The sequence below is a fragment of the Streptomyces sp. NPDC096193 genome (assembly GCF_040302905.1).
In the GTDB taxonomy this organism is placed as follows: Bacteria; Actinomycetota; Actinomycetes; order Streptomycetales; family Streptomycetaceae; genus Streptomyces.
The window spans coordinates 16080-39827 of record NZ_JBEOSJ010000040.1; the positions used below are offsets into that span (position 1 = coordinate 16080).

Here is a 23748-nt window from a genome sequence, read left to right on the forward strand (position 1 = left end):
GCCCCCTACCGCGGGTCGACGACGAGACCCGTTGGCGTTCACCCGGAACCGGACCGAGCCTGTTCTGGGCTCCCGCAGCTGCCGCAGCCGCGAGGGCCCATCCCCTCCCCCCGACCCGCACGGAAGAAGCGCCGCCGCAGGCGGGGACGTGACGCGTACCGGATATGTGCCGTCGCGCCGCGAAGCCGCCGAATGACGGGTCCGTGGGCCGCAGCCCCCACATGCCTCCCCGGACAGAACAGCTAGGTGGCGCGAACCTGCCGCTCTCGGGTGTGGGGCGCCGGCCCCGCGTGAGCTCGCTCTTCCCGTACCGGACAGGTGCGCAGGCCTGGGCGGCGCGTAGCTGCGGCGGTGGCGGGTCCGTGGGGCGCAGCCCCACATGAACCTCTTTTCCCACCCGCACCGGAAACGGCTCGGGGTGTGGTGCGCAGGCACGCAGTGTCCCCGCCCCGCCACACAGGCGCGGGCACCCATCGCACGCGGAGCTGCCGCGAGGAGCAGGGGGCCGTGGGGCGCAGCCCCGCAAGACCCCCTCCGCCCGCACCGGACAGGTGCGGGCGCCCCGGCCCGTCCGCCCCTCAGGAACTCGGCGGCGACGACTCCGGCGGGCTCGGGTCCGGTGGGGGCGAGGACGGAGGCGTCGGGGTCGGGGACGGGGTTTCCTCCGACGGCGTCGGGGACGGGGGGTCCGTCGGTGGTGGGGTCGAGGGTGGTGTCGGCGGGGGCTCCGATGTCGGGGGGTGCGGCCTCGGGGGGTGCGGCCTCGGGGGGTGCGGCGGCGGGTTCGGGCGGCCGTGGCCGCTGACCGAGAGCATCGCTCCGGACGGGTCCACTCCCACCCGCGCGCTCCACGCCCCGACCGGCTCCCGCGCCCGGTCCACCGTCACGTGGATCGTCATCGATTCGCCCGGGCGCAGTGTGCCCGAGGTGTGGCTCACGTGGAGCCAGCGGGCGTTCGTCCAGACGGACCAGGTGACGGGTGAGCCGCCCGAGGCGCGGAGGGTGATGCGGGTCGTGTCGCCGGACGGTTCCGCCTCGACCGTGAGGCGGCCCGGGGCCGGCATGCCGGGACGGGACGGCGGCGGGGGTGTGCCCTCGCTGATGACCTCGACCGAGACGTCCGGCGACGTGGCGGGTCCGGTGAACGGGGACGCCGGTTCGGCCTGGGCGTTGCCCGCGTTCTCGTAGTGGTCGTAGGGCCTGCCCTCCAGGCCCCCGTCCTCCGCCGTGTCGCGCGCGGTGACCGAGGCTCCGCCGTGTTCGCCCTCGCCCGTCAGCGGCGCCCCGCGGTAGGCCGCCCACAGCGCGAGAACCGGCGCGGCGACGACCGTCGCCACGACGGTGGTGGTCACGGCGCGGGCCCGCAGCCGGTCGCGACGGGCCGCGTGGTCCTTCGGGTCGAGGGGGAAGCCGCTGGGCCCGAAGCGAGGTGCGGTCGCGCGCGCCCGGGGGACGTGGAGCATCGCGATGTACGCGGCGGCCCGCGGCGCCTCGACCAGGGGCAGCGTGGCCGGGCTGACGGCCGACCCCGGCCACGGCCCACCCGCGCCGGCCCGCTCCGCGGCGCGGCGGCAGCGGGGACAGTCGTCGACGTGCCGGACGAGTTCGGTGCGCAGCGTCGCGGAGAGCAGCACCCGGTGGTCGCCGGTGAGCCGGGCGACGGAGGGGCAGTTGCCGCTCTCGACCACCGCGAGCGCCGCGCGGGTGCGCTCGACCTCGCAGGCGGCGGTGGCGAGCAGTTCGCGGGCGACGGTCGCGTCCATGCCGAGGACCGCGGCGACCTCACGCGCGCCGAGCCCGTGGCGTACGGCGAGTTCGAGTGCCTCGCGCTGTTCGGGCGTGGTGCCGGCCGCCTCCGGCCAGGCCAGCAGGGCCAGTTCGGAGCGGCGGCGCTCGGCGGCCTCCTCGGAGACCCGGGGCCGCTCCTCGGAGACGGCGGGTCTGCCGGTGTGCGCCCCCTGTCGGCTGCGCCGCTGTTCGGCGAGCCGGCGCAGACACGCCCAGCGCGCCAGCGCGTACAGCCACGCCTTGCGTCCGGGCTCGTCCGCCGGGCTGCGCCCGTACTGCCGTTCCGCCATCGCGAGCACATCACCGAGCAGCGCGGTCGCGGCGTCGTGGTCGCAGAGCACGGAGAGGCAGTAGGTGAACAGGCCGTCGAGGTACGGCTCATAACGCGCGGGCGGCTGTTGCGTGAGGGTGCGGGGCGTGCGCCGGTGCGCCCGTCGTGCGCCGGTGGTGTGGGTGGGTGGTTCCAGCCTGCTGCTCGTCACGCCGTGACCGTAGGCGCAGGAACACACCCACTTCGTACCCCTTGAACACTTTTAATCCTTACGGGTGAACAGTTCGCTCGAAGGGGGACAGGAATCGTTTATTCATCCCCGGCCGGACGTGCGTGTGCCGATGCCCCTTCCGCCACTGTCCGCGCGGCCGTTCGCGCCCGGTGCGCGGCAGCCCTCCGGGGACGGCGGTGACCTCGTTGTCAGTGGCCCCCGCTACGGTTCACCGCATGGCTGCCCGTACGAAATCCGCGAAGGACCGGCCGTCCTACCGCTGCACCGAGTGCGGCTGGACGACCGCCAAGTGGCTCGGCCGCTGCCCCGAATGCCAGGCCTGGGGCACGGTCGAGGAGTACGGCGCACCCGCCGTCCGCACCACCGCCGCCGGCCGCGTCTCCACCGCCGCGCTGCCCATCGGCCAGGTCGACGGACGTCAGGCGACGGCCCGTTCCACCGGGGTGGACGAGCTCGACCGGGTGCTCGGCGGCGGGCTGGTGCCCGGCGCCGTCGTGCTCCTCGCCGGCGAGCCGGGCGTCGGCAAGTCCACCCTGCTGCTGGACGTCGCCGCCAAGGCCGCGAGCGACGAGCACCGGACCCTGTATGTGACGGGCGAGGAGTCGGCGAGCCAGGTCCGGCTGCGCGCCGACCGCATCGGCGCCCTGCACGACCACCTCTATCTGGCCGCCGAGACCGATCTGTCCGCCGTTCTCGGCCACTTGGACGCGGTCAAGCCGTCGCTGCTGGTCCTCGACTCCGTGCAGACGGTCGCCTCCCCCGAGATCGACGGAGCGCCCGGCGGCATGGCCCAGGTCCGCGAGGTCGCCGGAGCGCTGATCCGTGCGTCCAAGGAGCGCGGGATGTCCACGATCCTGGTGGGCCATGTCACCAAGGACGGCGCGATCGCCGGACCGCGGCTGCTGGAGCATCTCGTCGACGTCGTGCTGTCCTTCGAGGGCGACCGGCATGCGCGGCTGCGTCTCGTACGAGGGGTCAAGAACCGCTACGGAGCGACGGACGAAGTCGGCTGCTTCGAGCTGCACGACGAGGGCATCACCGGACTCGCCGATCCGTCGGGTCTCTTCCTCACCCGCCGGGACGCGCCCGTCCCAGGCACCTGTCTGACGGTCACCCTGGAGGGCCGGCGCCCGCTCGTCGCCGAGGTGCAGGCGCTCACCGTCGACTCGCAGATCCCCTCCCCCCGGCGCACGACCTCGGGACTGGAGACCTCCCGGGTCTCGATGATGCTCGCCGTCCTGGAGCAGCGCGGCCGCATCACCGCTCTGGGCAAGCGCGACATCTACAGCGCGACGGTCGGCGGTGTGAAGCTCTCGGAGCCCGCGGCGGACCTGGCGATCGCGCTCGCGCTGGCCTCCGCCGCCAGCGACACCCCGCTGCCGAAGAATCTGGTCGCGATCGGCGAGGTCGGCCTCGCCGGCGAGGTGAGACGCGTCACGGGCGTGCAGCGCCGGCTCTCCGAGGCCCATCGTCTCGGCTTCACGCACGCTCTCGTCCCGTCCGACCCGGGCAAGGTGCCGCCGGGCATGAAGGTGACGGAAGTGGCCGATGTGGGAGACGCTCTGCGGGTCCTGCCGCGCGGGCGGCAGAGGGCTTCGGAGGGGGCTCCGGTCACGGCACCGCGCAAAGAGCGTGCGGAGGCCCCACGGGACGACGACACGCGCCGGTAGACTTTGCCCTGGTCTCGCCCATCCGTACGAGCCGGAGGAGTGCAGTGGCAGCCAACGACCGGGCAGCAGCACCCGGAAAGTCCGGCGGAGGCTCCGGCAACGAAGCACTGATCCGCGCCGCCCTGAGCGCGGTGGCGCCCGGCCAGGCCCTGCGTGACGGCCTGGAGCGGATCCTCCGCGGCAACACCGGCGGCCTGATCGTCCTCGGCATGGACAAAACGGTCGAATCGATGTGCACCGGCGGTTTCGTGCTGGATGTCGAATTCACCGCGACCCGGTTGCGCGAGCTGTGCAAGCTGGACGGCGCGCTGATCCTCGACAAGGACATCACCAAGATCCTGCGGGCCGGTGTGCAACTGGTCCCGGACGCGTCCATCCCCACCGAGGAGACGGGCACCCGCCACCGCACGGCGGACCGGGTGTCGCGCCAGTGCGGCTTCCCCGTCGTGTCCGTGTCGCAGTCCATGCGTCTCATCGCGCTGTACGTGGACGGGGAGCGCCGGGTCCTTGAGGAGTCGGCCGCGATCCTGTCCCGCGCGAACCAGGCCCTCGCGACCCTGGAGCGCTACAAGCTCCGGCTCGACGAGGTCGCGGGCACGCTCTCCGCGCTGGAGATCGAGGACCTGGTGACGGTCCGGGACGTCACGGCCGTGGCCCAGCGTCTGGAGATGGTGCGCCGGATCGCCACCGAGATCGCCGAGTACGTGGTCGAGTTGGGCACCGACGGACGACTGCTCTCCCTCCAGCTGGACGAGTTGATCGCGGGCGTCGAACCCGAGCGCGAGCTGGTCGTGCGTGACTATGTGCCCGAGCCCACCGCGAAGCGGTCCCGTACGGTCGACGAGGCCCTCTTCGAGCTGGACTCCCTGACCCACACGGAACTACTGGAACTACCCATAGTGGCAAGGGCGTTGGGCTACAGCGGCTCGCCCGAGACCCTCGACTCCGCGGTCTCCCCGCGCGGCTACCGACTGCTGGCGAAGGTGCCGAGGCTGCCGGGCGCGATCATCGAGCGGCTGGTGGAGCACTTCGGCGGACTGCAGAAGCTGCTCGCCGCGAGCGTCGACGATCTTCAGACGGTCGACGGTGTGGGCGAGGCGCGCGCCCGCAGCGTCCGCGAGGGGCTGTCGCGGCTCGCGGAGTCCTCGATCCTCGAGCGGTACGTCTAGGGCCGGAGCCACACGAGAGGCCCTGGGCCGGACGTCGAAGCCGGCTCGCGCTTCCTCCGAAGCCTGTCGTTCGGCCTGAGCCGAACGGCAGGCTTCAGTCCTTCTCCAGACGGAACGACGCCGGCAACACGCTCACGCCCGGGAACTTCGCCTCCACCAGGTACGTGCCCGCGGGCGCGGCCCCCGGCCGCGGTGTGGCGCACTGCGGCTCGCTCTGCCTGCGGTCCCAATGCACGGTGTACGTGATCGTCTGACCCGCCGGCACCCTCAGCAGCACACTGCCCGCACCCGAGGGACAGTCCTTGGACGACCACACCGCGTCGTCATCGCTGTCGGTGACGGTCAGCACCGCCGCCCGGGGTCCGAAGTCCGCCTTGCACGTCGCTGAAGAGGAGTTGGAGGCGACCAGCTGGAATGTGGGCTTCTCTCCCGGCTCGTACGAAACCTTGAGGCTGCGCAGGGTCAACTTCAGTGCGCCCGGAGTGCAGTTGGGCAGAGTCGAACCGGCCGGCACCTGCTGGCCCGCCGAGCCGCCCGCGGCTCCACCGGCACCACCCGCGCCACCGGCACCGGCGCCACCCGCGGCGCCGCCTCCGCCGGTTCCCGCGCCACCGTCGGTGCCCGCTCCGCCGGTTGCACCCGAACCGCCGGTTCCGGCACCGCCGTTGCTCTCACCGGTTCCGCCCGTGTCCCGGCCACCGGGCTGTTCGCTGATCGCGGGACCCGAGGACGTGGGCCCCGGAGTGATCGAAGTCGCGGGCGAGGGACCGCCGTTGGCACCGTCGTCGTGGTCTCCGCCGCCTCCGCCCGACGTCATGGCCCATACGACCAGGAGCAGGAGCAGCGCGACCAACGACAGCGCGACTGCCCTCCGTCGCCAGTAGATGGAGGAGGGGAGTGGCCCGATCGGATTGCGCAGAGATCCCACGACCCAAACTCTACGAGAGATCCGGGCCAACTCCCGTCCCACCCGCCGCTCTACTTGCAAGTTCTGCGGATCATCATCACGGCCGGACGTCATGGCGCGGCCCGAAGGCGTCGGCCGCACTCGGGGCGGTAGCAGCGGGTGATCAATCCTGCCGGAAACCGCACGCTGCGTGATCGTCGGCCGGAGCGGGCCGGCTTCTCTCGGTCAACTCGGGACTCTGGCAAGGGTGCTGATCCGCTTGCCGCCTCCGGCCGTCGTCCGGCGGCTTGCCTGCAGCGGGAGTTGACGTGTGCCGCGGAGAGGCCCGTCCTCGCCATCGCGCGGCTCGGTCGTCGTCGTCACGGCCCGACGGTGCCCCGCGGTGAGCAGCGACCGGCCGCCGGAGGTCCGGACACCCCGCGCGGAAACGGTGCCCGGTCCGGGCGCCCGTGGCCAGGCGGCAGCGGTGACCGGACCTGGAGACCCGTCCCCGGGTCCGGCCCGGAGAACCCGCCTCCCGGGAGCCCCGACACCCGCCCCGTCCGCCGGCACCACAAACCGCCCCCGCGCCGGGCCACCGGAGGATGCGCCCTCCGTCCGCCCGGACGTGCCAGGATCGGAGTGCCATGACTGACACCACCACACACTCCGCCCGCGCCGACGCGGCGTCCCTCCACTCCCCCGTCATCGACTGGTTCGACGAGCACGCCCGTGATCTGCCCTGGCGCCGCCCCGACGCGGGCGCCTGGGGCGTGATGGTGAGCGAGTTCATGCTCCAGCAGACTCCGGTCAGCCGGGTCCTGCCCGTGTACGAACAGTGGATGGCCCGCTGGCCCCGGCCCGCCGACCTCGCGGCCGAGGCGCCCGGCGAGGCCGTTCGTGCCTGGGGCCGGCTCGGCTACCCGCGGCGCGCGCTGCGGCTGCACGGAGCCGCGCAGGCGATAGCGGAGCGGCACGGCGGCGATGTGCCGAGCGACCACGGCCAGCTGCTCTCGCTTCCGGGCATCGGGGAGTACACGGCGGCCGCGGTGGCCTCCTTCGCCTACGGCCAGCGCCACGCCGTCCTCGACACCAATGTGCGCCGGGTCTTCGCGCGGGCGGCGACCGGCGTCCAGTACCCGCCGACGGCGACCACCGCGGCCGAGCGCAAGCTGGCCCGCGCGCTGCTGCCCGACGACGAGAGGAGGGCGGCCCGGTGGGCGGCGGCCTCCATGGAGCTCGGCGCGCTGGTGTGCACCGCGCGGAACGAGGACTGCTCCCGCTGCCCGATCGCCGGACAGTGCGCCTGGCGGCTGGCCGGCAAGCCCGCACACGAAGGTGCGGCCCGTCGGGGCCAGACCTATGCGGGCACCGACCGTCAGGTGCGCGGCAGGCTCCTCGCCGTCCTCCGGGAGGCGCTGACGCCGGTGCCCCAGTCGGCGCTGGACGCGGTCTGGCACGAGCCCGTGCAGCGGGCTCGCGCCCTGGACGGACTCGTCGCCGACGGGCTCGTCGAGCCGCTGGACGACGGTACGTACCGACTGCCGGGTTGATGCACCGGTCGGCCTGGCGCGGGTCTTTTCCCACCCGAACCGGACCTGAAACATCGGCTGTTACACAACCGATGGATGGCCGTGCGCCGTCCGACGGCTGCTCCGCACAGGCCCGTGACAACGGCTCCGTAGCTTCTGTGACGTAACGGAACGCGGTTGCTTGTCACGGGGACGGAGGCGGTTGGAATGGCGCACGGCGAGGTGCTCGAATTCGAAGAGTACGTACGCACACGGCAGGAGGCTCTGCTGCGCAGTGCCCGGCGTCTCGTGCCCGACCCGATCGACGCCCAGGACCTGCTGCAGACCGCCCTGGCCCGCACCTACGGCCGCTGGGACGGCATCGCCGACAAGTCGCTGGCCGACGCCTACCTCCGCCGCGTCATGATCAACACACGGACCGAGTGGTGGCGGGCCCGCCGTCTCGAAGAAGTGCCCACCGAGCAGCTGCCCGACGCCAGCGTCGAGGACGGCAGCGAGCAGCGCGCCGACCGCGCCCTGCTGATGGACGTCCTGAAGGTGCTGGCTCCCAAGCAGCGCAGCGTCGTGGTGCTGCGACACTGGGAGCAGATGAGCACCGAGGAGACGGCTGCCGCCCTGGGGATGTCGGCAGGTACCGTGAAGAGCACGCTGCACCGGGCACTGGCCCGCCTCCGTCAGGAGCTGGAGAGCCGGGACCTGGACGCGCGCGCTCTGGAGCGCGGCGAACTGCGGCGTGATGGTGAGCAGGTGAAGCATCTCCCGCGCCCGAAGGGCCACGGGGGAGATCGGGGGCAGGAGAGGTGCGCGGCCTGACATCCAGGGGCGGCAGGGCATCACTGGCGGCGAGCGGCACGGCGATTGCCGGGCTCGCCGCCGTCGGCCTGTTCACCGTCGCGTGCTCCACCGGCGGCACCGGGGTGCAGGACGAGGGCGCGGCACACGCGGACGCCGTCGCCAAGGCCACCCCGTCCGCAGGCGCCCCCACGACGGGCGAGAAGCGGTTCGCCAAGACCGTGGACGCGGTGGAGCTGATCAAGAGCGACCCGAAGGTCAGCGAGCGGGTGAAGGCCGACCTCAAGCCCTGCAGCCGCGACTCGTACCCGGTGGACACCTCGTACGGGAACCTGACCGGCGGCACCGTGCCCGATGTCGTCGTCAATGTGATGACCTGCGGCGACGCGGTGGGCATGGGCACGTACGTGTACCGCGACAACGGCAGCAGGTACGAGAATGTCTTCGCGGCCGAAGAGCCCGCGGTGTACTCCGCGATCGACCGGGGCGACCTGGTCGTGACCAAGCAGGTGTACGCGGGGGGTGATCCGGTGGACGAGCCGTCCGGCGAGGAGATCACGACGTACCACTGGACGAGCGGCAAGTTCACCCAGCAGTACTGGGTACGCAACGAATTCAGCAGAGCGGTGGGTGAGGGCGACGTGGTCGCCTCCGAGGCGCCGCAACAGGACGGGAACTGAGAGCAGCGGATGGCCGACACCCATGTCCTCTTCGTCGAGGACGACGACGTCATCCGTGAGGCCACCCAGCTGGCCCTGGAGCGCGACGGCTTCGTCGTCACCGCCATGCCCGACGGACTGCTCGGACTCGAAGCCTTCCGCGCGAACCGCCCTGACATCGCGCTGCTCGACGTCATGGTGCCGGGTCTCGACGGGGTGAGCCTGTGCCGGCGCATCCGCGACGAGTCGACCGTCCCGGTGATCATGCTGTCGGCGCGGGCGGACTCGATCGACGTGGTGCTGGGGCTGGAGGCGGGCGCCGACGACTACGTCACCAAGCCGTTCGACGGCGCGGTGCTGGTCGCCAGGATCCGCGCGGTGCTGCGCCGCTTCGGTCACGCCGGTGGCGCGGCGGGCGGCGAACTCGCGCCCGGCGGCCAGGACAGCCGGGGCACGGTGCTGACCTTCGGCGAGCTGGTGATCGACACCGAGGGCATGGAGGTGCGGAAGGCCGACGAGCCCGTGGCGCTGACACCGACGGAGATGCGGCTGCTGCTGGAGTTCTCGTCCGCGCCGGGCACGGTGCTCTCCCGCGACAAGCTGCTCGAACGCGTCTGGGACTACGGCTGGGGCGGTGACACCCGCGTGGTCGACGTCCATGTCCAGCGCCTGCGGACCAAGATCGGGCAGGACCGGATCGAAACGGTCCGCGGCTTCGGCTACAAGCTCAAGGCATGAAGCGTTTCGCCGTGCGCACCGGCGTCCGCTGGAAGATCAGCATCGCGATCGCCGCCGTCGGCGCGCTCATCGCCATGGCCCTGAGTCTCGTCGTGCACAACGCCGCCCGCGTCTCGATGCTGGACAACGCGCGCGATGTGCAGATGGACCGGGTCCTGCTGGCCCAGCGCTGGTACGAGACGTCCAAGAACAAGGACCCGCGCTTCAATACCAAGATCAACGACCCCGCACTGCCCAAGGCGCTCCAGAAGCTGATGCGCGAGAAGCGCCGCGGCAGTTATGTGCAGGACCACCACGACGGGCCGCCGGAGATCTGGGCGGCCGTTCCGCTCTCCAACGGCGACGTGCTCTCCCTCCACTCACAGTTCGCCGGGCGCAGCGCCACCGTGATGAAGGACCTGGACCGGGCCCTGATCATCGGCTCGGTCTCGGTGGTCTTCGGCGGCTGCGCGCTGGGCGTCCTGATCGGCGGGCAGCTCTCGCGGCGGCTCCGCAAGGCCGCGGCGGCGGCCCGTACGGTCGCCCAGGGCAACACGGACGTCCGCGTCCGGGACGCGATCGGCGGTCTCGTACGCGACGAGACCGACTCGCTCGCCCGTGCCGTCGACGCTCTCACCGACGCGCTGAACGCACGCATCGAGGCCGAGCGCCGTGTCACCGCCGACATCGCGCACGAGCTGCGCACCCCGGTGACCGGGCTGCTGACGGCGGCGGAGCTGCTGCCGCCCGGCCGCCCCACCGAGCTCGTACGGGACCGGGCGCAGGCGATGCGGACGCTGGTCGAGGACGTCCTGGAGGTGGCGAGGCTCGACAGCGCCTCGGAGCGTGCCGAGCTCCAGGAGATAGCCCTCGGCGAGTTCGTCGGCCGCCGCATCGCCGCGCTCAATCCCGATGTGGTCGTACGGATCGTCCACGAGTCATGGGTGAGCACCGATCCGCGGCGGCTCGAACGCATCCTCCTCAATCTGCTGACCAACGCGGCCAAGTACGGCAAGGCGCCGATCGAGGTCACCGTCGAGGGCCGGGTCGTGCGCGTACGCGACCACGGCCCCGGATTCCCCGAGGCGCTGCTGCGCGAGGGCCCGAGCCGCTTCCGCACCGGCGCGAGCGACCGCGCCGGTACGGGCCACGGGCTGGGCCTGACGATCGCGGCGGGCCAGGCGCGGGTCCTGGGAGCCCGGCTCACCTTCCGCAACGCGGCTCCGGGGGGTGCCACGCCTCTCGGGGAATCGGGCGGCGCGATCGCGGTGCTGTGGCTGCCCGAGCACGCGCCGACGAGCACGGGCAGCTTCCCGATGCTGCTCGACGACTAGGGCCCGTCGTTCGGATCGGCGAGATCAGTGAGTGGGGGTCCCCCGAGGCCGCAGGGAGCCTCCTAGCAGGACCAGTCCTTGTCGAAATCGAGTGGACCCTCGCGCCGCTGGGTGAAGGAGTACCAGTTCCCCGAGTCGTCGCGCAGGATCGCCTCGATGCCGTACGGCCGCTCCTGCGGAGCCTGGAGGAACTCCACGCCCCGCTCCTTCAGCTTCTCGTAGTCCCCGTGGATGTCGTCCGTGGCCAGCACGCCCGCGCCCATGACCCCCTTGGAGACCAGCGTCTTCAGCGCCTCGGCCGCCTCCGGGTCCATCGTCGACGGGTCCGGGACCATCAGGGTCAGCTCCACGTCCGGCTGATCCTTCGCGCCGACCGTCAGCCAGCGCATCCCGCCCTCGCCCATCGTCATGTCCGTGCGGACCTCCAGGCCCAGCTTCTCGGTGTAGAACTCCTTCGCCCGGTCCTGGTCCAGGACCCAGACGGTGGAAATGGCGAGACCTTTGATCATGAGGTGCTCCTCGGGGGGTGCTTCGTGCTTGCCCTGTCACCGTAGACAGCGGCCCGGTCAGGGGGCTTCTTCAGAATTGCGCAGCTCGCGGGAGTCGTCGCGGAAGCCGCCGGCGGACTTGGCGTCGGAGCCGGAGCCGCTGTCCTGGCCGCCGGAATCACCGCCGGGCCCGGCGGCGTCTTCGTCCTGCCCGGTCTCGGCCTTCCTGCCGGGGAAGCCGCCCGCGTACAGCAGGGCGTAGCACCCGGGGATCAGTGCGGCTCCGCGGCCGACGTGCTTGGCGCGGTAGTCGCTCGGACTCAGCCCGGTCTGCTTCTTGAACCGGGTCGAGAAGGTGCCCAGGCTGCTGAAGCCGACGAGCGTGCAGATCTCGGTGACGGAGAGGTTCGCCGAGCGCAGCAACTCCTCGGCGCGGTCTATGCGCCGGCGGGACAGATACTGGCCGGGCGTCTGTCCGTACACCGCCTTGAAGGCGCGGACGAAGTGATAGCGCGAATACCCGGCATGCGCGGCCACCGCGTCCAGGTCGAGCGGCTCGGCCCAGTCGCGGTCCATGGCGTCCTTGGCGAGGCGCAGCTGCCGCAGATGGGCAAGGCGCGCCGGCGCCGCGGTGGTGCTGTCCACACCCCCGATGCTGGCACGCGCCACTGACAAACGGCCCCCGGTGTGTGCACACCGGGGGCCGTGAGCCGGGCAGAGGCTCTGCGGAGCCTCGGAGCCTCGGAGCCGCGCCGGGCCGATCGCGGTCAAACGCTCTCCGCGACCTTGTCCTGCGGCGCCGGGTCCTGCGAGGGGGCGGCACCGCGCAGCGGCACCTCCTTGACGAAGAAGGCGGCGACGAAGGCGAGCACGGCGACCGACGCTCCCAGGAGGAACGCGCCGTGCGTCCCGGACGCCACCGCGGACTCGTACGCCTCGCGGAGCGCGTCCGGCAGCTTGGCCAGGCCGGCCGCGTCGAGCTGGGCGGAGTGCTCGGTGAGGTCCGCGTTGCCGCCGGCGGACATCTCGTGGTTCACCCGGCTCGTGAACAGGGCGCCCATGATCGCGACGCCGAAGGAGCTGCCGAGCGTGCGGAAGAGGGTGGCCGCGGAGGAGGCGACGCCCATGTCCTTGAGCTCGACGCTGTTCTGCGCGACCAGCATGGTGATCTGCATCAGGAAGCCCATACCGGCGCCGAGGACGGCCATGTAGACGCCCGAGGCGAGACGTGAGGTCTCGGTGTCCATCTGCGCGAGCAGGAACAGGCCGGTCGCCATCAGTCCGGCGCCGATGATCGGGAAGACGCGGTACCGGCCGGTGTTGGTGGTCACCCGCCCCGCGATCATCGAGACGACCAGCATGGACATCAGCATGGGCAGGAGCAGCAGGCCGGAGTTGGTCGCCGAGGCGCCCTGGACGGACTGCTGGTACAGCGGCAGGAAGAGGACCGCGCCGAACATGACGAATCCGGCGATGAAGCCGATCACCGACATCAGCGTGAAGTTACGGCTGTGGAAGATGTGCAGCGGCATGATCGGCTCGGCGGCCTTGGTCTCGACGAAGAAGAAGCCGGTGAGCGAGGCCACGCCGATCGCGATGAGCTCCATGATCACGGCGGAGTCCCAGGCGTACTCCGTACCGCCCCAGGTCGTGACCAGCACGATCGAGGTGATGCCGACCGTCAGCAGGGCCGCGCCCAGGTAGTCGATGCGCGGCTTGGTGCGCTCGCGCTTCGGCAGGTGGAGGACGGCGGTGACCATGGCCAGCGCGACGGCGCCGAGCGGGAGGTTGATGTAGAAGGACCAGCGCCAGCCGAGGTGGTCGGTGATCGTGCCGCCGACCAGCGGTCCGCCGATCATGGCCACGGCCATGACACCGGCCATCATGCCCTGGTACTTGCCGCGCTCCCGGGGCGGGACGAGGTCACCGATGATCGCCATGACGCCGACCATCAGACCGCCGGCGCCGAGGCCCTGGACGGCCCGGAAGCCGATCAGCTGGCCCATGTCCTGAGCCATGCCGCTCAGCACGGATCCGATCAGGAAGATCACGATCGCCAGCAGGAAGATGTTCTTGCGCCCGTACAGGTCGCCGAGCTTGCCCCAGATCGGGGTCGAGGCCGCGGTGGCCAGCGTGTAGGCGGTGACGACCCAGGAGAGATGCTCCAGACCGCCGAGGTCGCCGACTATCGTCGGCATCGCGGTGCCGACGATCATGTTGTCGAGCATGGCCAGCAGCATCGCGATCATGAGCGCGAAGATCACGACCCGTACACTGCGCGGCTCCTTCGCGACCCGCCCCTCGCTGTCCTCGGGATCCCGTTTGCTGGTGTCCATCGGTTCCACTCCCCCACGCACTTACTTGCCGCCCGGCTAGCTGACTACACTGGGGAAGGTAGACCTCGCACTAGCCGGGCGTCAAGTAAGTTTGAGCGTTCTTGGGGAGAGACCATGGCCAGAGGCAACACACGCCAGCGCATCCAGGACGTCGCGCTCGAACTCTTCGCCGAGCACGGTTACGAGAAGACCTCGCTGCGCGAGATCGCCGAGCGCCTCGATGTCACCAAGGCGGCGCTGTACTACCACTTCAAGACCAAGGAAGACATCGTCATCAGCCTCTTCGAGGATCTGACGAGGCCGATCGACGAGGTCGTGGAGTGGGCGCAGGCGGAGCCGAAGACGCTCGCCACCAAGAAGGAGTTGCTGCGCCGCTACAGCGCGGCCCTCACCCAGGCCGCCCCCCTGTTCCGCTTCATGCAGGAGAACCAGGCAACGGTCCGCGAGCTGAGCATCGGCGAGACCTTCAAGAAGCGCATGCTCGGACTGCTGGACCTGATCAAGGAGCCGGGCGCCCCGCTGCCGGACCAGGTCCGCTGCGCGAGCGCGCTCTTCACGATGCACGCGGGGATGTTCTTCCTCCAGACGATCGAAGGCGACCCCGAGGACAAGCGCGAGGCTGTCCTGGAGGTCGCGATCGATCTGGTGAGCCAGGCCCACCGCGTCACCGGGTGACGTACCGCGGAGCGGATGTCAGAAGGTGACACCCACGCTGCGCAGGAACGAGGCCGGGTTGAGCGCCGAGCCGTAGTTCGGGGTCGTACGGATCTCGAAGTGCAGGTGCGGGCCGGAGGAGTTTCCGGTGTTGCCGGACTTGGCTATGGCCTGGCCGGTCTTCACGTGCGAACCGACACCCACATTGATCTTCGACAGGTGCGCGTACTGCGAGTACTTGCCGTTGGCGTGCTTGATCACGATGGCGTTGCCGTACGCGGAGCCGTCGCCGCCGCCGTTCGGGCCGGCCTTCACGACGGTACCGGCGTGCGCGGCCTTGACCGTGGTGCCGACCGGGACGGCGAAGTCCTGGCCGGAGTGCTTGTGCGCCCACATGGCGCCGCCCTGGTTGAAGCTCGCGCTCAGCGTGTACTTGCTGACGGGCTTGACCCAGCCGACCTTCTTCGCGGCCTTCGCCTTGGCGGCCTTCGCCGCAGCGGCCTTCGCGGCCTTGGCCTGGACGGCCTTCGCGTTCACAGCGGCCTTCGCCTGGGCGTCGGCCTGCGCGGCCACGGCGGTCGCGGGGTCCGCGGCCGCAGTGGTGCCCGCAGTCGCGGAGGCGACACCCGCACCGGCTCCGACGACCATCACGGCGCCGAGTCCGGCGGCGACGACGGTGCCACGGGTACGGAGCACGGACGGGCGGAGACGGTGGTTGATGCGCTTCGACATACGGGAGAACCTCCGGGCATGAATGGACCCGGCACGCTCGCACCGGGCTGGCTCCACATTGGTAGCCGAAGCGCCCATCCATCATCAAACCCCCCATCTACGACATTGCGTCGTAGCTCCCACCTCCGGAATCGGACTCTTGACACCTCTCGTCCATGATCGAGAAGCACCTCGAAAACCTGGGAGATATCCCCTCGAAAGCGCGTTTAACCGCACGTACGGGCGGACCAGGGCCTCCATACGGCCCGGATCCACCCCATTCGTCCATCGATGGGCCGAAGGTCCCCCCGCCACCAGGACCGAAGGGCCCACACCGACGGTGCGAGATGCTCCTATTCCGGCTAGTAGAGCCGGATGGGCCTGTGTGCCTTGTCACGGGCGAGGGGCTCCCCAGGGCCCTCGGATGTTGCCCAGGCCACACCAACACCCGTGTCCCGTATGCCCGTTTCGCCCATAAAACGCCCCTGGAGACAGGGCTCACCGGACCCCTCGGCGTCCTTCCCGCGCGAGGCCTCCTCCGGGATGCTCCTGTGCCATGAGTAGACCCGTGATTCGCTCGAACCGCCGCGGACAGCGCCGCGCCCGGATCCGGCCCGTCGTCATCGGGCTCGCCTGCATCCTCACGTCCACACTCACCTGGAGCGCGCCCGCCGGAGCCGGGCCCTCGGACGACGGCCTCAAGGGGGCCATCGACACGATCCTCGCCGACCCCCGGATGGACGGCGGCGCCGCGAGCGTGGTCATCGCCGACGCCACCACCGGCGAGCGGCTCTACCAGCGCACCGGCGCGGACCGCCTGATGCCCGCGTCCAACACCAAACTCGCCACCTCCGTCGCCGCGATGGCACTGCTCGGGCCCGACTACCGCTACCGCACCGACGTGCTCGCGGAGGGCCCGCGGTACGGCTCCACGCTCCGCGGAGACCTGTATCTGCGCGGCAGCGGCGACCCCACCGCCCTGGCGCAGGACTACGACCGGCTCGCCGCCGATGTCGCCGCGACCGGCATCAGACGCGTCACCGGACGGCTCGTCGCCGACGACACCCGCTTCGACACCCAGCGGCTCGGACGCTCCTGGGCGGCGGACGACGAATCCTCGTACTACTCCGCGCAGATCTCACCCCTCACGGTCGCCCCCGACACCGACTACGACTCGGGCACCGTCATCGTGGAGGCCCTGCCGGGCTCCCGTCCGGGCGACCGGCCCCGGGTCAAGGTGACACCGCCGACGGACTACGTACGCCTCGACGTGCGCGGCACCACCGTTCCCGCCGGGCAGCCGGACACCCTCGCCGTCGAGCGGCAGCACGGCACCAACACGATCACGGTCAGCGGCAACATCCCCGTCGGGGCCGGGGCCACCAAGGAGTGGATCACCGTCTGGGAGCCGACCGGCTACGCGGCCGCGGTCTTCTCCGACGCGCTCGCCCGCCACGGTGTCCGCGTCGTCGGAACGCCCCGGCTGGGCCGGCCCACACCGGCCGGGGCGAAGGAACTCGCCTCCCACCGGTCCATGCCGCTGCGGGAGTTGATGGTCCCGTTCATGCAGCTGTCCAACAACATGCACGCCGAGACGCTCACCAAGACGATGGGCCGGGAGACGTCCGGCCGCGGCACCTGGGCAGCCGGCCTGGCAGCGGTGGACGGCTATCTGAAAAGGGAAGGCGTCGATACGGCGGAGCTGCGCCAGGTCGACGGCTCCGGCCTGTCCCGGATGAACCTCTTCCCGGCCGAGCAGCTGACCGCTCTGCTCCTGTCCGTCCGCGACGCCCCCTGGTACGCGGACTGGTACGCCTCCCTGCCGGTGGCCTGCCATCCGGACCGCTTCACCGGCGGAACGCTGCGGACCCGCATGTGCGGCACCGCCGCGGCGCTCAACGCCCGCGGAAAGACCGGCTCGCTCACCGGGGCATCCGCGCTGTCCGGCTATGTGAAGGACGCGGCGGGCCGTGAGCTCACCTACAGCGTCGTGCTGAACAACTACCTCGCGTCCTCGGTGAAGAGCATCGAGGACGCGATCGTGGTGACGCTGGCGACGTCCGACACGGCCGAGGACACGGTCACGGCCGTACCACCGAAGCCGCGCCGCGCCTCGGAGGCACCGGCCGACCTCGAATGCTCCTGGCGGAAGCCGGCGCTCTGCTGACACCCCTGCCCCGGGGCGGCGGCCACCGGGGCGACGCACAGAAAAGGGGCTGCCCCGGACCGCAATGGTCCGGGGCAGCCCCTCTGTCAGGCCTTCGGGCGCTTACGCGTCCTTCGACAGGTTCGGGCCTGCGCCGCCTGCCGCCTGCTCGATCGGCGGGACGTCCGGCAGAGCCGACTTCTCCTCGCCGCGGAAGGTGAACTTCTTCTCCTCACCCTCGCCCTCGGTGTCCACGACCACGATGTGACCGGGGCGCAGCTCACCGAAGAGGATCTTCTCGGAGAGGATGTCCTCGATCTCCCGCTGGATCGTCCGGCGCAGCGGCCGGGCGCCCAGAACCGGGTCGTAGCCCTTCTTGGCGAGCAGCGACTTGGCCGTGGGGCTGAGCTCCAGACCCATGTCGCGGTCCTTCAGGCGCTCGTCCACCTTGGCGATCATGAGGTCGACGATCTGGATGATGTCTTCCTCGGTCAGCTGGTGGAAGACCACCGTGTCGTCGACACGGTTGAGGAACTCGGGCCGGAAGTGCTGCTTCAGCTCTTCGTTGACCTTGGCCTTCATCCGCTCGTAGTTCGACTTCACGTCGCCCTGCGCGGCGAAGCCCAGGTTGAATCCCTTCGAGATGTCCCGGGTCCCGAGGTTGGTCGTCATGATGATGACCGTGTTCTTGAAGTCCACGACGCGGCCCTGGGAGTCGGTCAGACGACCGTCCTCCAGGATCTGCAGAAGGGAATTGAAGATATCGGGGTGGGCCTTCTCGACCTCGTCGAAGAGGACGACGGAGAACGGCTTCCGGCGCACCTTCTCGGTGAGCTGGCCGCCCTCTTCGTAACCCACGTATCCGGGCGGGGAACCGAAGAGACGCGAAACCGTGTGCTTCTCGCTGAACTCCGACATGTCGAGGGAGATCAGCGCGTCCTCGTCGCCGAAGAGGAATTCGGCGAGCGTCTTGGAGAGCTCGGTCTTACCGACACCGGACGGGCCGGCGAAGATGAACGAGCCACCGGGGCGCTTCGGGTCCTTCAGACCCGCTCGCGTACGGCGAATGGCCTGCGAGAGCGCCTTGATGGCGTCCTTCTGACCGATGACGCGCTTGTGGAGCTCGTCCTCCATGCGCAGCAGGCGGGAGGACTCCTCCTCGGTGAGCTTGAAGACGGGAATGCCGGTCGCCGTGGCGAGGACCTCGGCGATGAGCTCGCCGTCGACCTCGGCGACGACGTCCATGTCGCCGGCCTTCCATTCCTTCTCGCGCTTGGCCTTCGCGGCGAGCAGCTGCTTCTCCTTGTCGCGGAGAGAGGCCGCCTTCTCGAAGTCCTGGGAGTCGATCGCCGACTCCTTGTCACGGCGCACGCCCGCGATCTTCTCGTCGAACTCGCGGAGGTCCGGCGGCGCGGTCATCCGGCGGATGCGCATCCGGGAACCGGCCTCGTCGATCAGGTCGATCGCCTTGTCCGGCAGGAAGCGGTCCGAGATGTACCGGTCGGCCAGCGTCGCGGCCTGGACGAGTGCCTCGTCCGTGATGGAGACCCGGTGGTGGGCCTCGTACCGGTCGCGCAGACCCTTGAGGATCTCGATGGTGTGCGGCAGCGACGGCTCCGCGACCTGGATGGGCTGGAAGCGGCGCTCGAGGGCCGCGTCCTTCTCCAGGTGCTTGCGGTACTCGTCCAGCGTGGTGGCGCCGATGGTCTGCAGCTCGCCTCGCGCCAGCATCGGCTTGAGGATCGAGGCGGCGTCGATCGCGCCCTCGGCGGCACCCGCACCCACGAGGGTGTGGAGCTCGTCGATGAACAGGATGATGTCGCCGCGGGTGCGGATCTCCTTGAGGACCTTCTTCAGACGCTCCTCGAAGTCACCGCGGTACCGGGAGCCCGCGACCAGCGCGCCCAGGTCCAGGGTGTAGAGGTGCTTGTCCTTGAGGGTCTCGGGCACCTCGCCCTTGACGATGGCCTGCGCCAGGCCCTCGACGACCGCCGTCTTGCCGACGCCGGGCTCGCCGATGAGCACGGGGTTGTTCTTCGTACGGCGGGACAGCACCTGCATGACCCGCTCGATCTCCTTCTCGCGCCCGATGACCGGGTCGAGCTTGGACTCACGAGCGGCCTGGGTGAGATTCCGGCCGAACTGGTCCAGGACGAGCGAGGTCGAGGGGGTGCCCTCGGCCGGGCCGCCTGCCGTGGCGGCTTCCTTGCCCTGGTATCCGGAGAGCAGCTGGATGACCTGCTGCCGCACCCGGTTGAGATCGGCGCCCAGCTTCACGAGGACCTGGGCTGCGACGCCCTCGCCCTCGCGGATCAGGCCGAGCAGGATGTGCTCGGTGCCGATGTAGTTGTGGCCCAGCTGAAGAGCCTCGCGGAGCGACAGCTCCAGGACCTTCTTGGCACGGGGAGTGAAGGGGATGTGCCCGGACGGGGCCTGCTGGCCCTGGCCGATGATCTCCTCCACCTGCTGGCGGACCGCCTCGAGCGAAATCCCGAGGCTCTCCAGGGCCTTAGCGGCGACACCCTCACCCTCGTGGATAAGGCCCAGGAGGATGTGCTCGGTGCCGATGTAGTTGTGGTTGAGCATCCGGGCTTCTTCCTGAGCCAGGACGACAACCCGCCGCGCGCGGTCGGTGAACCTCTCGAACATCGTTAATCGCTCCTCAGAGCGGTCAGGCAGTAAGGGGTCGGTCCCCTCCCTGTCCTTCCGCAGCTTAGTCCCGCAAGCGGGGACCGCTCATTCCAACTGCCGACACCCGTAAGTGGCCTCCTGACCCCTGAACGCCGACAACTGCTCCAACCCGATGGTGCGAGACGATGTTCCCGCAGGCCAGGCAGATACCCTCACCTTGACTACGCCGATGGCGAACGTGAGACGGCCTGACGAGCGTGTCGCCCCTCCCCACTAGGAATGTCTTACCCGCAAGCACTGACACTCCATGCGGCGCGCACCGATTCCCTCAGCTACGGGCGAACAACCTTGCGCGCCCGAGTGCGCCCGGACGCCCCCGATCCCGCCACCGGATGCATTCGCACGCACACTCTGCGTAACTCCCGGGCCGTCCCGGGAGTTCCCGGGGTATGGCCCTCACTGTCCCGCTCCCCCGCACGCCCGCCGACGACGGCCGCGCCCAGTGGTACGAGACCGAACTCGGCTGGGCCGCGGCGGGCTGTTTCCCCGTGCAGCTGCTCACCGGGCTCCGCTTCGACGTGCTGGAACTGCCGGCCGACGCCGGGGCGGCAGTCCTGCGCCGCACGGACCTGACGAGCCCTGTCGCCCTGATGGGGCACAGGATGCGCCTGCTGGTGGCAGCGGGGAGCGCGGACGAGGTGCCCGGACTGCTCGACTGGCTGGGATGGGGCGGAATCGCCCTGGACCTCACGGCCGCCGGCACGGGAGGACGGATGACCGCCCCGCCGCCGCCCGGTTGGCCCGGCTCGCGGGGGGCCGCCGTGTGGCTGCGGCCCCCCGTGCCCGGGCGCGAGGTGGAACCGACACTTCCGGCACTGGCGCCCTTCGGACGCAGCACGGGAACCGGCCGGGGCTCCAGCCCCGATCTCGTACGGCTCCTGGACACGATGGCGACGCAGTGCCACCGGGCCCGATTGCTGCGCAGGAATACGCAGCGGGTGAATGCAGGGCCGTTTACTCAGCCGTTGGCCTTCTCGTAGGCATCGCGGACCGTGGCGGGCACCCGGCCGCGGTCGTTGACCTCGTAGCCGTTCGCCTTGGCCCAGGCCCGGATTTCCGCCGTGTCCTTGTTGCCGCTCGCGGCCGCACGGCCCTTGCCCCGCGTGGAAGCGGCGCGACCGCCGGTACGCCGGCCGTTCTTCGCGTAGGGCTCCAGCAGGCCGCGGAGCTTGTCCGCATTGGCGGTGGTGAGGTCGATCTCGTAGGTCTTGCCGTCCAGCGCAAACGTCACGGTCTCGTCCGCCTCGCCGCCGTCGAGGTCGTCGACAAGAAGGACCTGAACCTTCTGTGCCACCGGATTTCCTTTCATCGAAAAATGCAGTACGCGGAAAGGAAACCGCTTTTCCTTGGAAAACACAAACCCTTGGCAGAGGTTCAGAACCTCGAGAACGCGGGAAACGTGCGCGATTCGGACATAGGGTTCCGGCTCTTCCCGGTGATCACAGGTGCAGAAGCATCCGGCTGTTGCCCAAGGTGTTCGGCTTCACTCGTTCGAGCCCGAGGAACTCGGCGACACCCTCGTCATAGGAACGCAGCAGCTCGGCGTAGACATCTCCGTCGACCGGAGTCTCACCGATCTCCACGAAGCCGTGCTTGCCGAAGAAGTCCACTTCGAAGGTGAGACAGAAAACCCGTCGCACCCCCAGCCAGCGCGCCGTGTCCAACAGCTTGTCGAGCACGAGATGCCCGATGCCGGCGCCCTTGTGTGCGGGGTCCACCGCGAGAGTGCGGACTTCCGCGAGGTCTTCCCACATCACATGGAGCGCGCCACAGCCGACGACGGTGCCGTCCTCGTCGTGTTCGGCGACCCAGAACTCCTGGATGGCTTCGTAAAGAGTGACCGTCGCTTTGTCGAGGAGGATGCCTTCACTCACGTACGGATCGACGAGACGGCGGACCTCGGGCACATCGGACGTCCTGGCCCGCCGGACGGTGATGGCATTTGCTGGGGCATAAGGCATGTCATGACGCTATCGCCCCTCGGAGGTACCGCCGTCGGCGACCTCGTCGCCCTGAACGATCCGGACGGCGGCTTGCAGGGAGTCCCGCTGCTCGGGCGACATCATGCCGAAGAAGGCGACAAGTGCGGCCGCGGGGTTGTCGCTCTTCGACCACGCCTCGTTCATCAGGGCGGCGGAGTAGGCGGCTCTGGTCGAGACCGCCGTATATCGATAGGCCCGGCCCTCGACTTCCCTCCGGACCCAGCCCTTCTGATGGAGATTGTCCATTACCGTCATGACGGTCGTGTAGGCGATGGACCGTTCCTGCTGAAGGTCTTCCAGGACTTCCCGGACGGTGACCGGCCGGTTCCATTGCCAGACGCGTGACATGACGGCGTCTTCCAGGTCTCCCAATTGGCGGGGCACATCGCCACCATAGTGGGAGAAGCAGGAATGAGCGGTAATGACGTACAAAAAGGACGTACGGCTGGAGCTCTGCCGTACGTCCTGGTCGCGCGGGTGCGCGGGTGCCGCGTCGGGCTGGTCAGGCGTCTCCGCCGGCCTGTCGGGTGGACTCCGCGCGGGCGATCGCGGCGTCCACGATCGCGTCCTCCTTGGCCTTGTTCGGGCCGCCCTGGCTCTTGACTATCGTCACGACCAGGACGGTGAAGAAGACGGCCATCACCACGGGGGGCAGAAGCGCGGATACGTAGTCCATGTCTCCCAGAGTAGCCAAGGGCTGTCCCGCCATCCCCAGCGGGCGCACGACGACGGCTACGGCACCTCGCCGCCCTGCCGGAACGCCGAATACGCCCGGGGGAGGACGACCGGGACAGCGCTCAGCCGGCCGCGAGCTGCTCCGGCGGGGGCATCGGCCGGCGGCGCGGCGGAAACACCTCGGACGGCTTGGGCACCGGGCGCTCCCCCGGCTCGGGCTTGCTGGGCTGCGGCTTCCTCGGCTCCGGCCGTGGCTGCTGCTTCGCGTCCCCCGAGGCACGGCCGCCGGGGAGGGCGAGCAGACGGGTACGCGGCGCGGGGGTGCTTCGTCCCGCCAGCCTGGCCCGTACGGACTGCTCGGCGAGCGCCTGACAGCGGTGCAGCACGGCCACGCCGACCGGGTTGCCGCGCAGGGTGCGCAGGGCGGCGAGGTCCTCGGGACGCGGGTCGTAGCCGGTGGCCAGAGCGTCCTGGAGAAGTTCCAGATAGCTCGCCGCGGTGCCGGGGAGCGCGGAGCGGTACCGGCCGAGGTCGGCGAGGAGGAAGGCGCGCAGCCGGCCTGCCTCGCGGGATGCCTCGTCCACCGAGTCGGCCAGACGCAGGCAGTCCTGGACGTCCTCGTCGGGGAGGGGGACGGGATGGAGGGCAACGGCGAGGGCGCGTCGGAGCACACGCAGCTCGTCTGCGCTGAAGGCCATGCCGCCGCGGGAACCGTATGGCGTGGGCATGTACCGACGATACGTGCGAAATCGCTCAAATCGGTTTATTCACCCAACCCGGGCGTGCCCCTGTTGATTCTGCGGGTGCGCCCGTGCTGCTGCGTCCGGGTGTGGGTGGGTGCGGCCCTGTTGTCTCTACGGCTGCTCCCGCGGGTGGGTGGGTGCGGGGGCCGGGTTCGTCGGAGGGGGTGTCCGGACTGCTTTCTCACCGCGCTTCGCGCGAGTTGCTGAAGCTTTGACGTCCGGACACCCCCCTCCTGCGCCCCCGGGCCCCCCCCGCCCTCCCGCGACCCCCC

At 70.4% G+C, this 23748-nt stretch carries 22 protein-coding genes; 10 read left to right on the plus strand and 12 right to left on the minus strand.

Going from position 1 to position 23748, the window contains the following annotated elements; translation table 11 throughout:
- Positions 1–578: 578 nt before the first annotated feature.
- Complete coding sequence (locus ABTX78_RS33995) at positions 579–2270, minus strand: BACON domain-containing protein (protein ID WP_352210636.1); 1692 nt, start codon at positions 2268–2270, stop codon at positions 579–581.
- 236 nt (positions 2271–2506) lie between these two features.
- On the opposite strand from ABTX78_RS33995, the gene radA reads away from it, so the two are divergent.
- Positions 2507–3961, plus strand: coding sequence for a DNA repair protein RadA (gene radA, locus ABTX78_RS34000; protein ID WP_352210637.1), 1455 nt, complete (start codon positions 2507–2509; stop codon positions 3959–3961).
- A 44-nt stretch (positions 3962–4005) separates the two neighbouring features.
- On the plus strand, positions 4006–5130 hold the full coding sequence (gene disA / locus ABTX78_RS34005; protein WP_313944917.1) for a DNA integrity scanning diadenylate cyclase DisA: 1125 nt from the start codon (positions 4006–4008) through the stop codon (positions 5128–5130).
- 94 nt (positions 5131–5224) lie between these two features.
- Here the strand turns inward: disA and ABTX78_RS34010 are convergent, their stop codons facing one another.
- Complete coding sequence (locus ABTX78_RS34010) at positions 5225–6058, minus strand: hypothetical protein (RefSeq protein WP_352210638.1); 834 nt, start codon at positions 6056–6058, stop codon at positions 5225–5227.
- Positions 6059–6663: 605 nt separating this feature from the next.
- On the opposite strand from ABTX78_RS34010, the gene ABTX78_RS34015 reads away from it, so the two are divergent.
- The 5 genes from ABTX78_RS34015 (at position 6664) to cseC (ending at position 11050) form a co-directional block, all read left to right on the plus strand.
- Positions 6664–7569 carry an iron-sulfur binding domain-containing protein gene (locus ABTX78_RS34015; RefSeq protein WP_352210639.1) on the plus strand — a complete coding sequence of 302 codons (906 nt, stop codon included), beginning with the start codon at positions 6664–6666 and terminating at the stop codon, positions 7567–7569.
- A 186-nt stretch (positions 7570–7755) separates the two neighbouring features.
- A complete protein-coding gene (locus ABTX78_RS34020; RefSeq protein ID WP_352210640.1) occupies positions 7756–8361 on the plus strand; it encodes a SigE family RNA polymerase sigma factor in 606 nt (201 codons plus the stop codon).
- Entirely contained in the window at positions 8349–9020 is a 672-nt protein-coding gene (locus ABTX78_RS34025; RefSeq protein WP_352210641.1) for a hypothetical protein, read from the plus strand. The genes ABTX78_RS34020 and ABTX78_RS34025 overlap by 13 nt, the downstream gene beginning before the upstream one ends.
- A 9-nt stretch (positions 9021–9029) precedes the next feature.
- Positions 9030–9737 carry a two-component system response regulator CseB gene (cseB, locus tag ABTX78_RS34030; protein ID WP_352210642.1) on the plus strand — a complete coding sequence of 236 codons (708 nt, stop codon included), beginning with the start codon at positions 9030–9032 and terminating at the stop codon, positions 9735–9737.
- On the plus strand, positions 9734–11050 hold the full coding sequence (gene cseC / locus ABTX78_RS34035) for a two-component system sensor histidine kinase CseC (RefSeq protein ID WP_352210643.1): 1317 nt from the start codon (positions 9734–9736) through the stop codon (positions 11048–11050). Before cseB ends, cseC begins: the two co-directional genes overlap by 4 nt.
- Before the next feature lie 62 nt (positions 11051–11112).
- On the opposite strand, the gene ABTX78_RS34040 is transcribed toward cseC, so the two are convergent.
- The 3 genes from ABTX78_RS34040 to ABTX78_RS34050 form a co-directional block, all read right to left on the minus strand.
- The gene (locus ABTX78_RS34040; protein ID WP_352210644.1) at positions 11113–11559 is read right to left on the minus strand and encodes a VOC family protein; all 447 of its coding nucleotides are present in this window, start codon (positions 11557–11559) and stop codon (positions 11113–11115) included.
- A 57-nt stretch (positions 11560–11616) separates the two neighbouring features.
- Entirely contained in the window at positions 11617–12114 is a 498-nt protein-coding gene (locus ABTX78_RS34045; protein ID WP_352210657.1) for a helix-turn-helix transcriptional regulator, read from the minus strand.
- Positions 12115–12305: 191 nt separating this feature from the next.
- Positions 12306–13874, minus strand: coding sequence for an MDR family MFS transporter (locus ABTX78_RS34050; RefSeq protein WP_352210645.1), 1569 nt, complete (start codon positions 13872–13874; stop codon positions 12306–12308).
- A gap of 114 nt (positions 13875–13988) precedes the next feature.
- On the opposite strand from ABTX78_RS34050, the gene ABTX78_RS34055 reads away from it, so the two are divergent.
- On the plus strand, positions 13989–14549 hold the full coding sequence (locus ABTX78_RS34055; RefSeq protein WP_352210646.1) for a TetR/AcrR family transcriptional regulator: 561 nt from the start codon (positions 13989–13991) through the stop codon (positions 14547–14549).
- An 18-nt stretch (positions 14550–14567) separates the two neighbouring features.
- Here the strand turns inward: ABTX78_RS34055 and ABTX78_RS34060 are convergent, their stop codons facing one another.
- Complete coding sequence (locus ABTX78_RS34060) at positions 14568–15260, minus strand: M23 family metallopeptidase (RefSeq protein ID WP_352210647.1); 693 nt, start codon at positions 15258–15260, stop codon at positions 14568–14570.
- A 535-nt stretch (positions 15261–15795) separates the two neighbouring features.
- Between ABTX78_RS34060 and dacB the strand changes: the two genes are divergently transcribed.
- Complete coding sequence (gene dacB / locus ABTX78_RS34065) at positions 15796–17406, plus strand: D-alanyl-D-alanine carboxypeptidase/D-alanyl-D-alanine endopeptidase (protein ID WP_352210648.1); 1611 nt, start codon at positions 15796–15798, stop codon at positions 17404–17406.
- A gap of 102 nt (positions 17407–17508) precedes the next feature.
- On the opposite strand, the gene ABTX78_RS34070 is transcribed toward dacB, so the two are convergent.
- A complete protein-coding gene (locus ABTX78_RS34070) occupies positions 17509–20034 on the minus strand; it encodes an ATP-dependent Clp protease ATP-binding subunit (RefSeq protein ID WP_352210649.1) in 2526 nt (841 codons plus the stop codon).
- Between the two features lie 431 nt (positions 20035–20465).
- Here ABTX78_RS34070 and ABTX78_RS34075 point away from each other — a divergent pair, with 431 nt between their 5' ends.
- The gene (locus ABTX78_RS34075; protein ID WP_352210650.1) at positions 20466–21056 is read left to right on the plus strand and encodes an SCO3374 family protein; all 591 of its coding nucleotides are present in this window, start codon (positions 20466–20468) and stop codon (positions 21054–21056) included.
- Here ABTX78_RS34075 and ABTX78_RS34080 read toward each other — a convergent pair.
- The 5 genes from ABTX78_RS34080 to ABTX78_RS34100 all read right to left on the minus strand — a co-directional run bounded on the left by ABTX78_RS34080 (position 21035) and on the right by ABTX78_RS34100 (position 23431).
- Positions 21035–21370 carry a histone-like nucleoid-structuring protein Lsr2 gene (locus tag ABTX78_RS34080; RefSeq protein ID WP_352210651.1) on the minus strand — a complete coding sequence of 112 codons (336 nt, stop codon included), beginning with the start codon at positions 21368–21370 and terminating at the stop codon, positions 21035–21037. The two genes, ABTX78_RS34075 and ABTX78_RS34080, sit on opposite strands and share 22 nt — an antisense overlap.
- Positions 21371–21515: 145 nt before the next feature.
- The gene (locus ABTX78_RS34085; RefSeq protein WP_313944932.1) at positions 21516–22037 is read right to left on the minus strand and encodes an amino-acid N-acetyltransferase; all 522 of its coding nucleotides are present in this window, start codon (positions 22035–22037) and stop codon (positions 21516–21518) included.
- Positions 22038–22046: 9 nt separating this feature from the next.
- Positions 22047–22442 carry a BlaI/MecI/CopY family transcriptional regulator gene (locus ABTX78_RS34090; protein WP_352210652.1) on the minus strand — a complete coding sequence of 132 codons (396 nt, stop codon included), beginning with the start codon at positions 22440–22442 and terminating at the stop codon, positions 22047–22049.
- A 118-nt stretch (positions 22443–22560) separates the two neighbouring features.
- Positions 22561–22734, minus strand: coding sequence for a hypothetical protein (locus ABTX78_RS34095; protein WP_352210653.1), 174 nt, complete (start codon positions 22732–22734; stop codon positions 22561–22563).
- Between the two features lie 121 nt (positions 22735–22855).
- The gene (locus ABTX78_RS34100) at positions 22856–23431 is read right to left on the minus strand and encodes a hypothetical protein (RefSeq protein WP_352210658.1); all 576 of its coding nucleotides are present in this window, start codon (positions 23429–23431) and stop codon (positions 22856–22858) included.
- Between the last annotated feature and the right edge of the window lie 317 nt (positions 23432–23748).

What these genes read in the sequence shown, in the direction of transcription:
- radA (WP_352210637.1), top strand. Translation starts at nt 2,507, where the DNA reads ATGGCTGCCCGTACGAAATCCGCGAAGGACCGGCCGTCCTACCGCTGC.
- ABTX78_RS34015 (WP_352210639.1), top strand. Translation starts at nt 6,664, where the DNA reads ATGACTGACACCACCACACACTCCGCCCGCGCCGACGCGGCGTCCCTC.
- ABTX78_RS34020 (WP_352210640.1), top strand. Translation starts at nt 7,756, where the DNA reads ATGGCGCACGGCGAGGTGCTCGAATTCGAAGAGTACGTACGCACACGG.
- cseB (WP_352210642.1), top strand. Translation starts at nt 9,030, where the DNA reads ATGGCCGACACCCATGTCCTCTTCGTCGAGGACGACGACGTCATCCGT.
- cseC (WP_352210643.1), top strand. Translation starts at nt 9,734, where the DNA reads ATGAAGCGTTTCGCCGTGCGCACCGGCGTCCGCTGGAAGATCAGCATC.
- ABTX78_RS34040 (WP_352210644.1), bottom strand. Translation starts at nt 11,559, where the DNA reads ATGATCAAAGGTCTCGCCATTTCCACCGTCTGGGTCCTGGACCAGGAC.
- ABTX78_RS34045 (WP_352210657.1), bottom strand. Translation starts at nt 12,114, where the DNA reads ATGGACCGCGACTGGGCCGAGCCGCTCGACCTGGACGCGGTGGCCGCG.
- ABTX78_RS34050 (WP_352210645.1), bottom strand. Translation starts at nt 13,874, where the DNA reads ATGGACACCAGCAAACGGGATCCCGAGGACAGCGAGGGGCGGGTCGCG.
- ABTX78_RS34055 (WP_352210646.1), top strand. Translation starts at nt 13,989, where the DNA reads ATGGCCAGAGGCAACACACGCCAGCGCATCCAGGACGTCGCGCTCGAA.
- ABTX78_RS34060 (WP_352210647.1), bottom strand. Translation starts at nt 15,260, where the DNA reads ATGTCGAAGCGCATCAACCACCGTCTCCGCCCGTCCGTGCTCCGTACC.
- dacB (WP_352210648.1), top strand. Translation starts at nt 15,796, where the DNA reads ATGAGTAGACCCGTGATTCGCTCGAACCGCCGCGGACAGCGCCGCGCC.
- ABTX78_RS34070 (WP_352210649.1), bottom strand. Translation starts at nt 20,034, where the DNA reads ATGTTCGAGAGGTTCACCGACCGCGCGCGGCGGGTTGTCGTCCTGGCT.
- ABTX78_RS34075 (WP_352210650.1), top strand. Translation starts at nt 20,466, where the DNA reads ATGGCCCTCACTGTCCCGCTCCCCCGCACGCCCGCCGACGACGGCCGC.
- ABTX78_RS34085 (WP_313944932.1), bottom strand. Translation starts at nt 22,037, where the DNA reads ATGCCTTATGCCCCAGCAAATGCCATCACCGTCCGGCGGGCCAGGACG.
- ABTX78_RS34095 (WP_352210653.1), bottom strand. Translation starts at nt 22,734, where the DNA reads ATGGACTACGTATCCGCGCTTCTGCCCCCCGTGGTGATGGCCGTCTTC.
- ABTX78_RS34100 (WP_352210658.1), bottom strand. Translation starts at nt 23,431, where the DNA reads ATGGCCTTCAGCGCAGACGAGCTGCGTGTGCTCCGACGCGCCCTCGCC.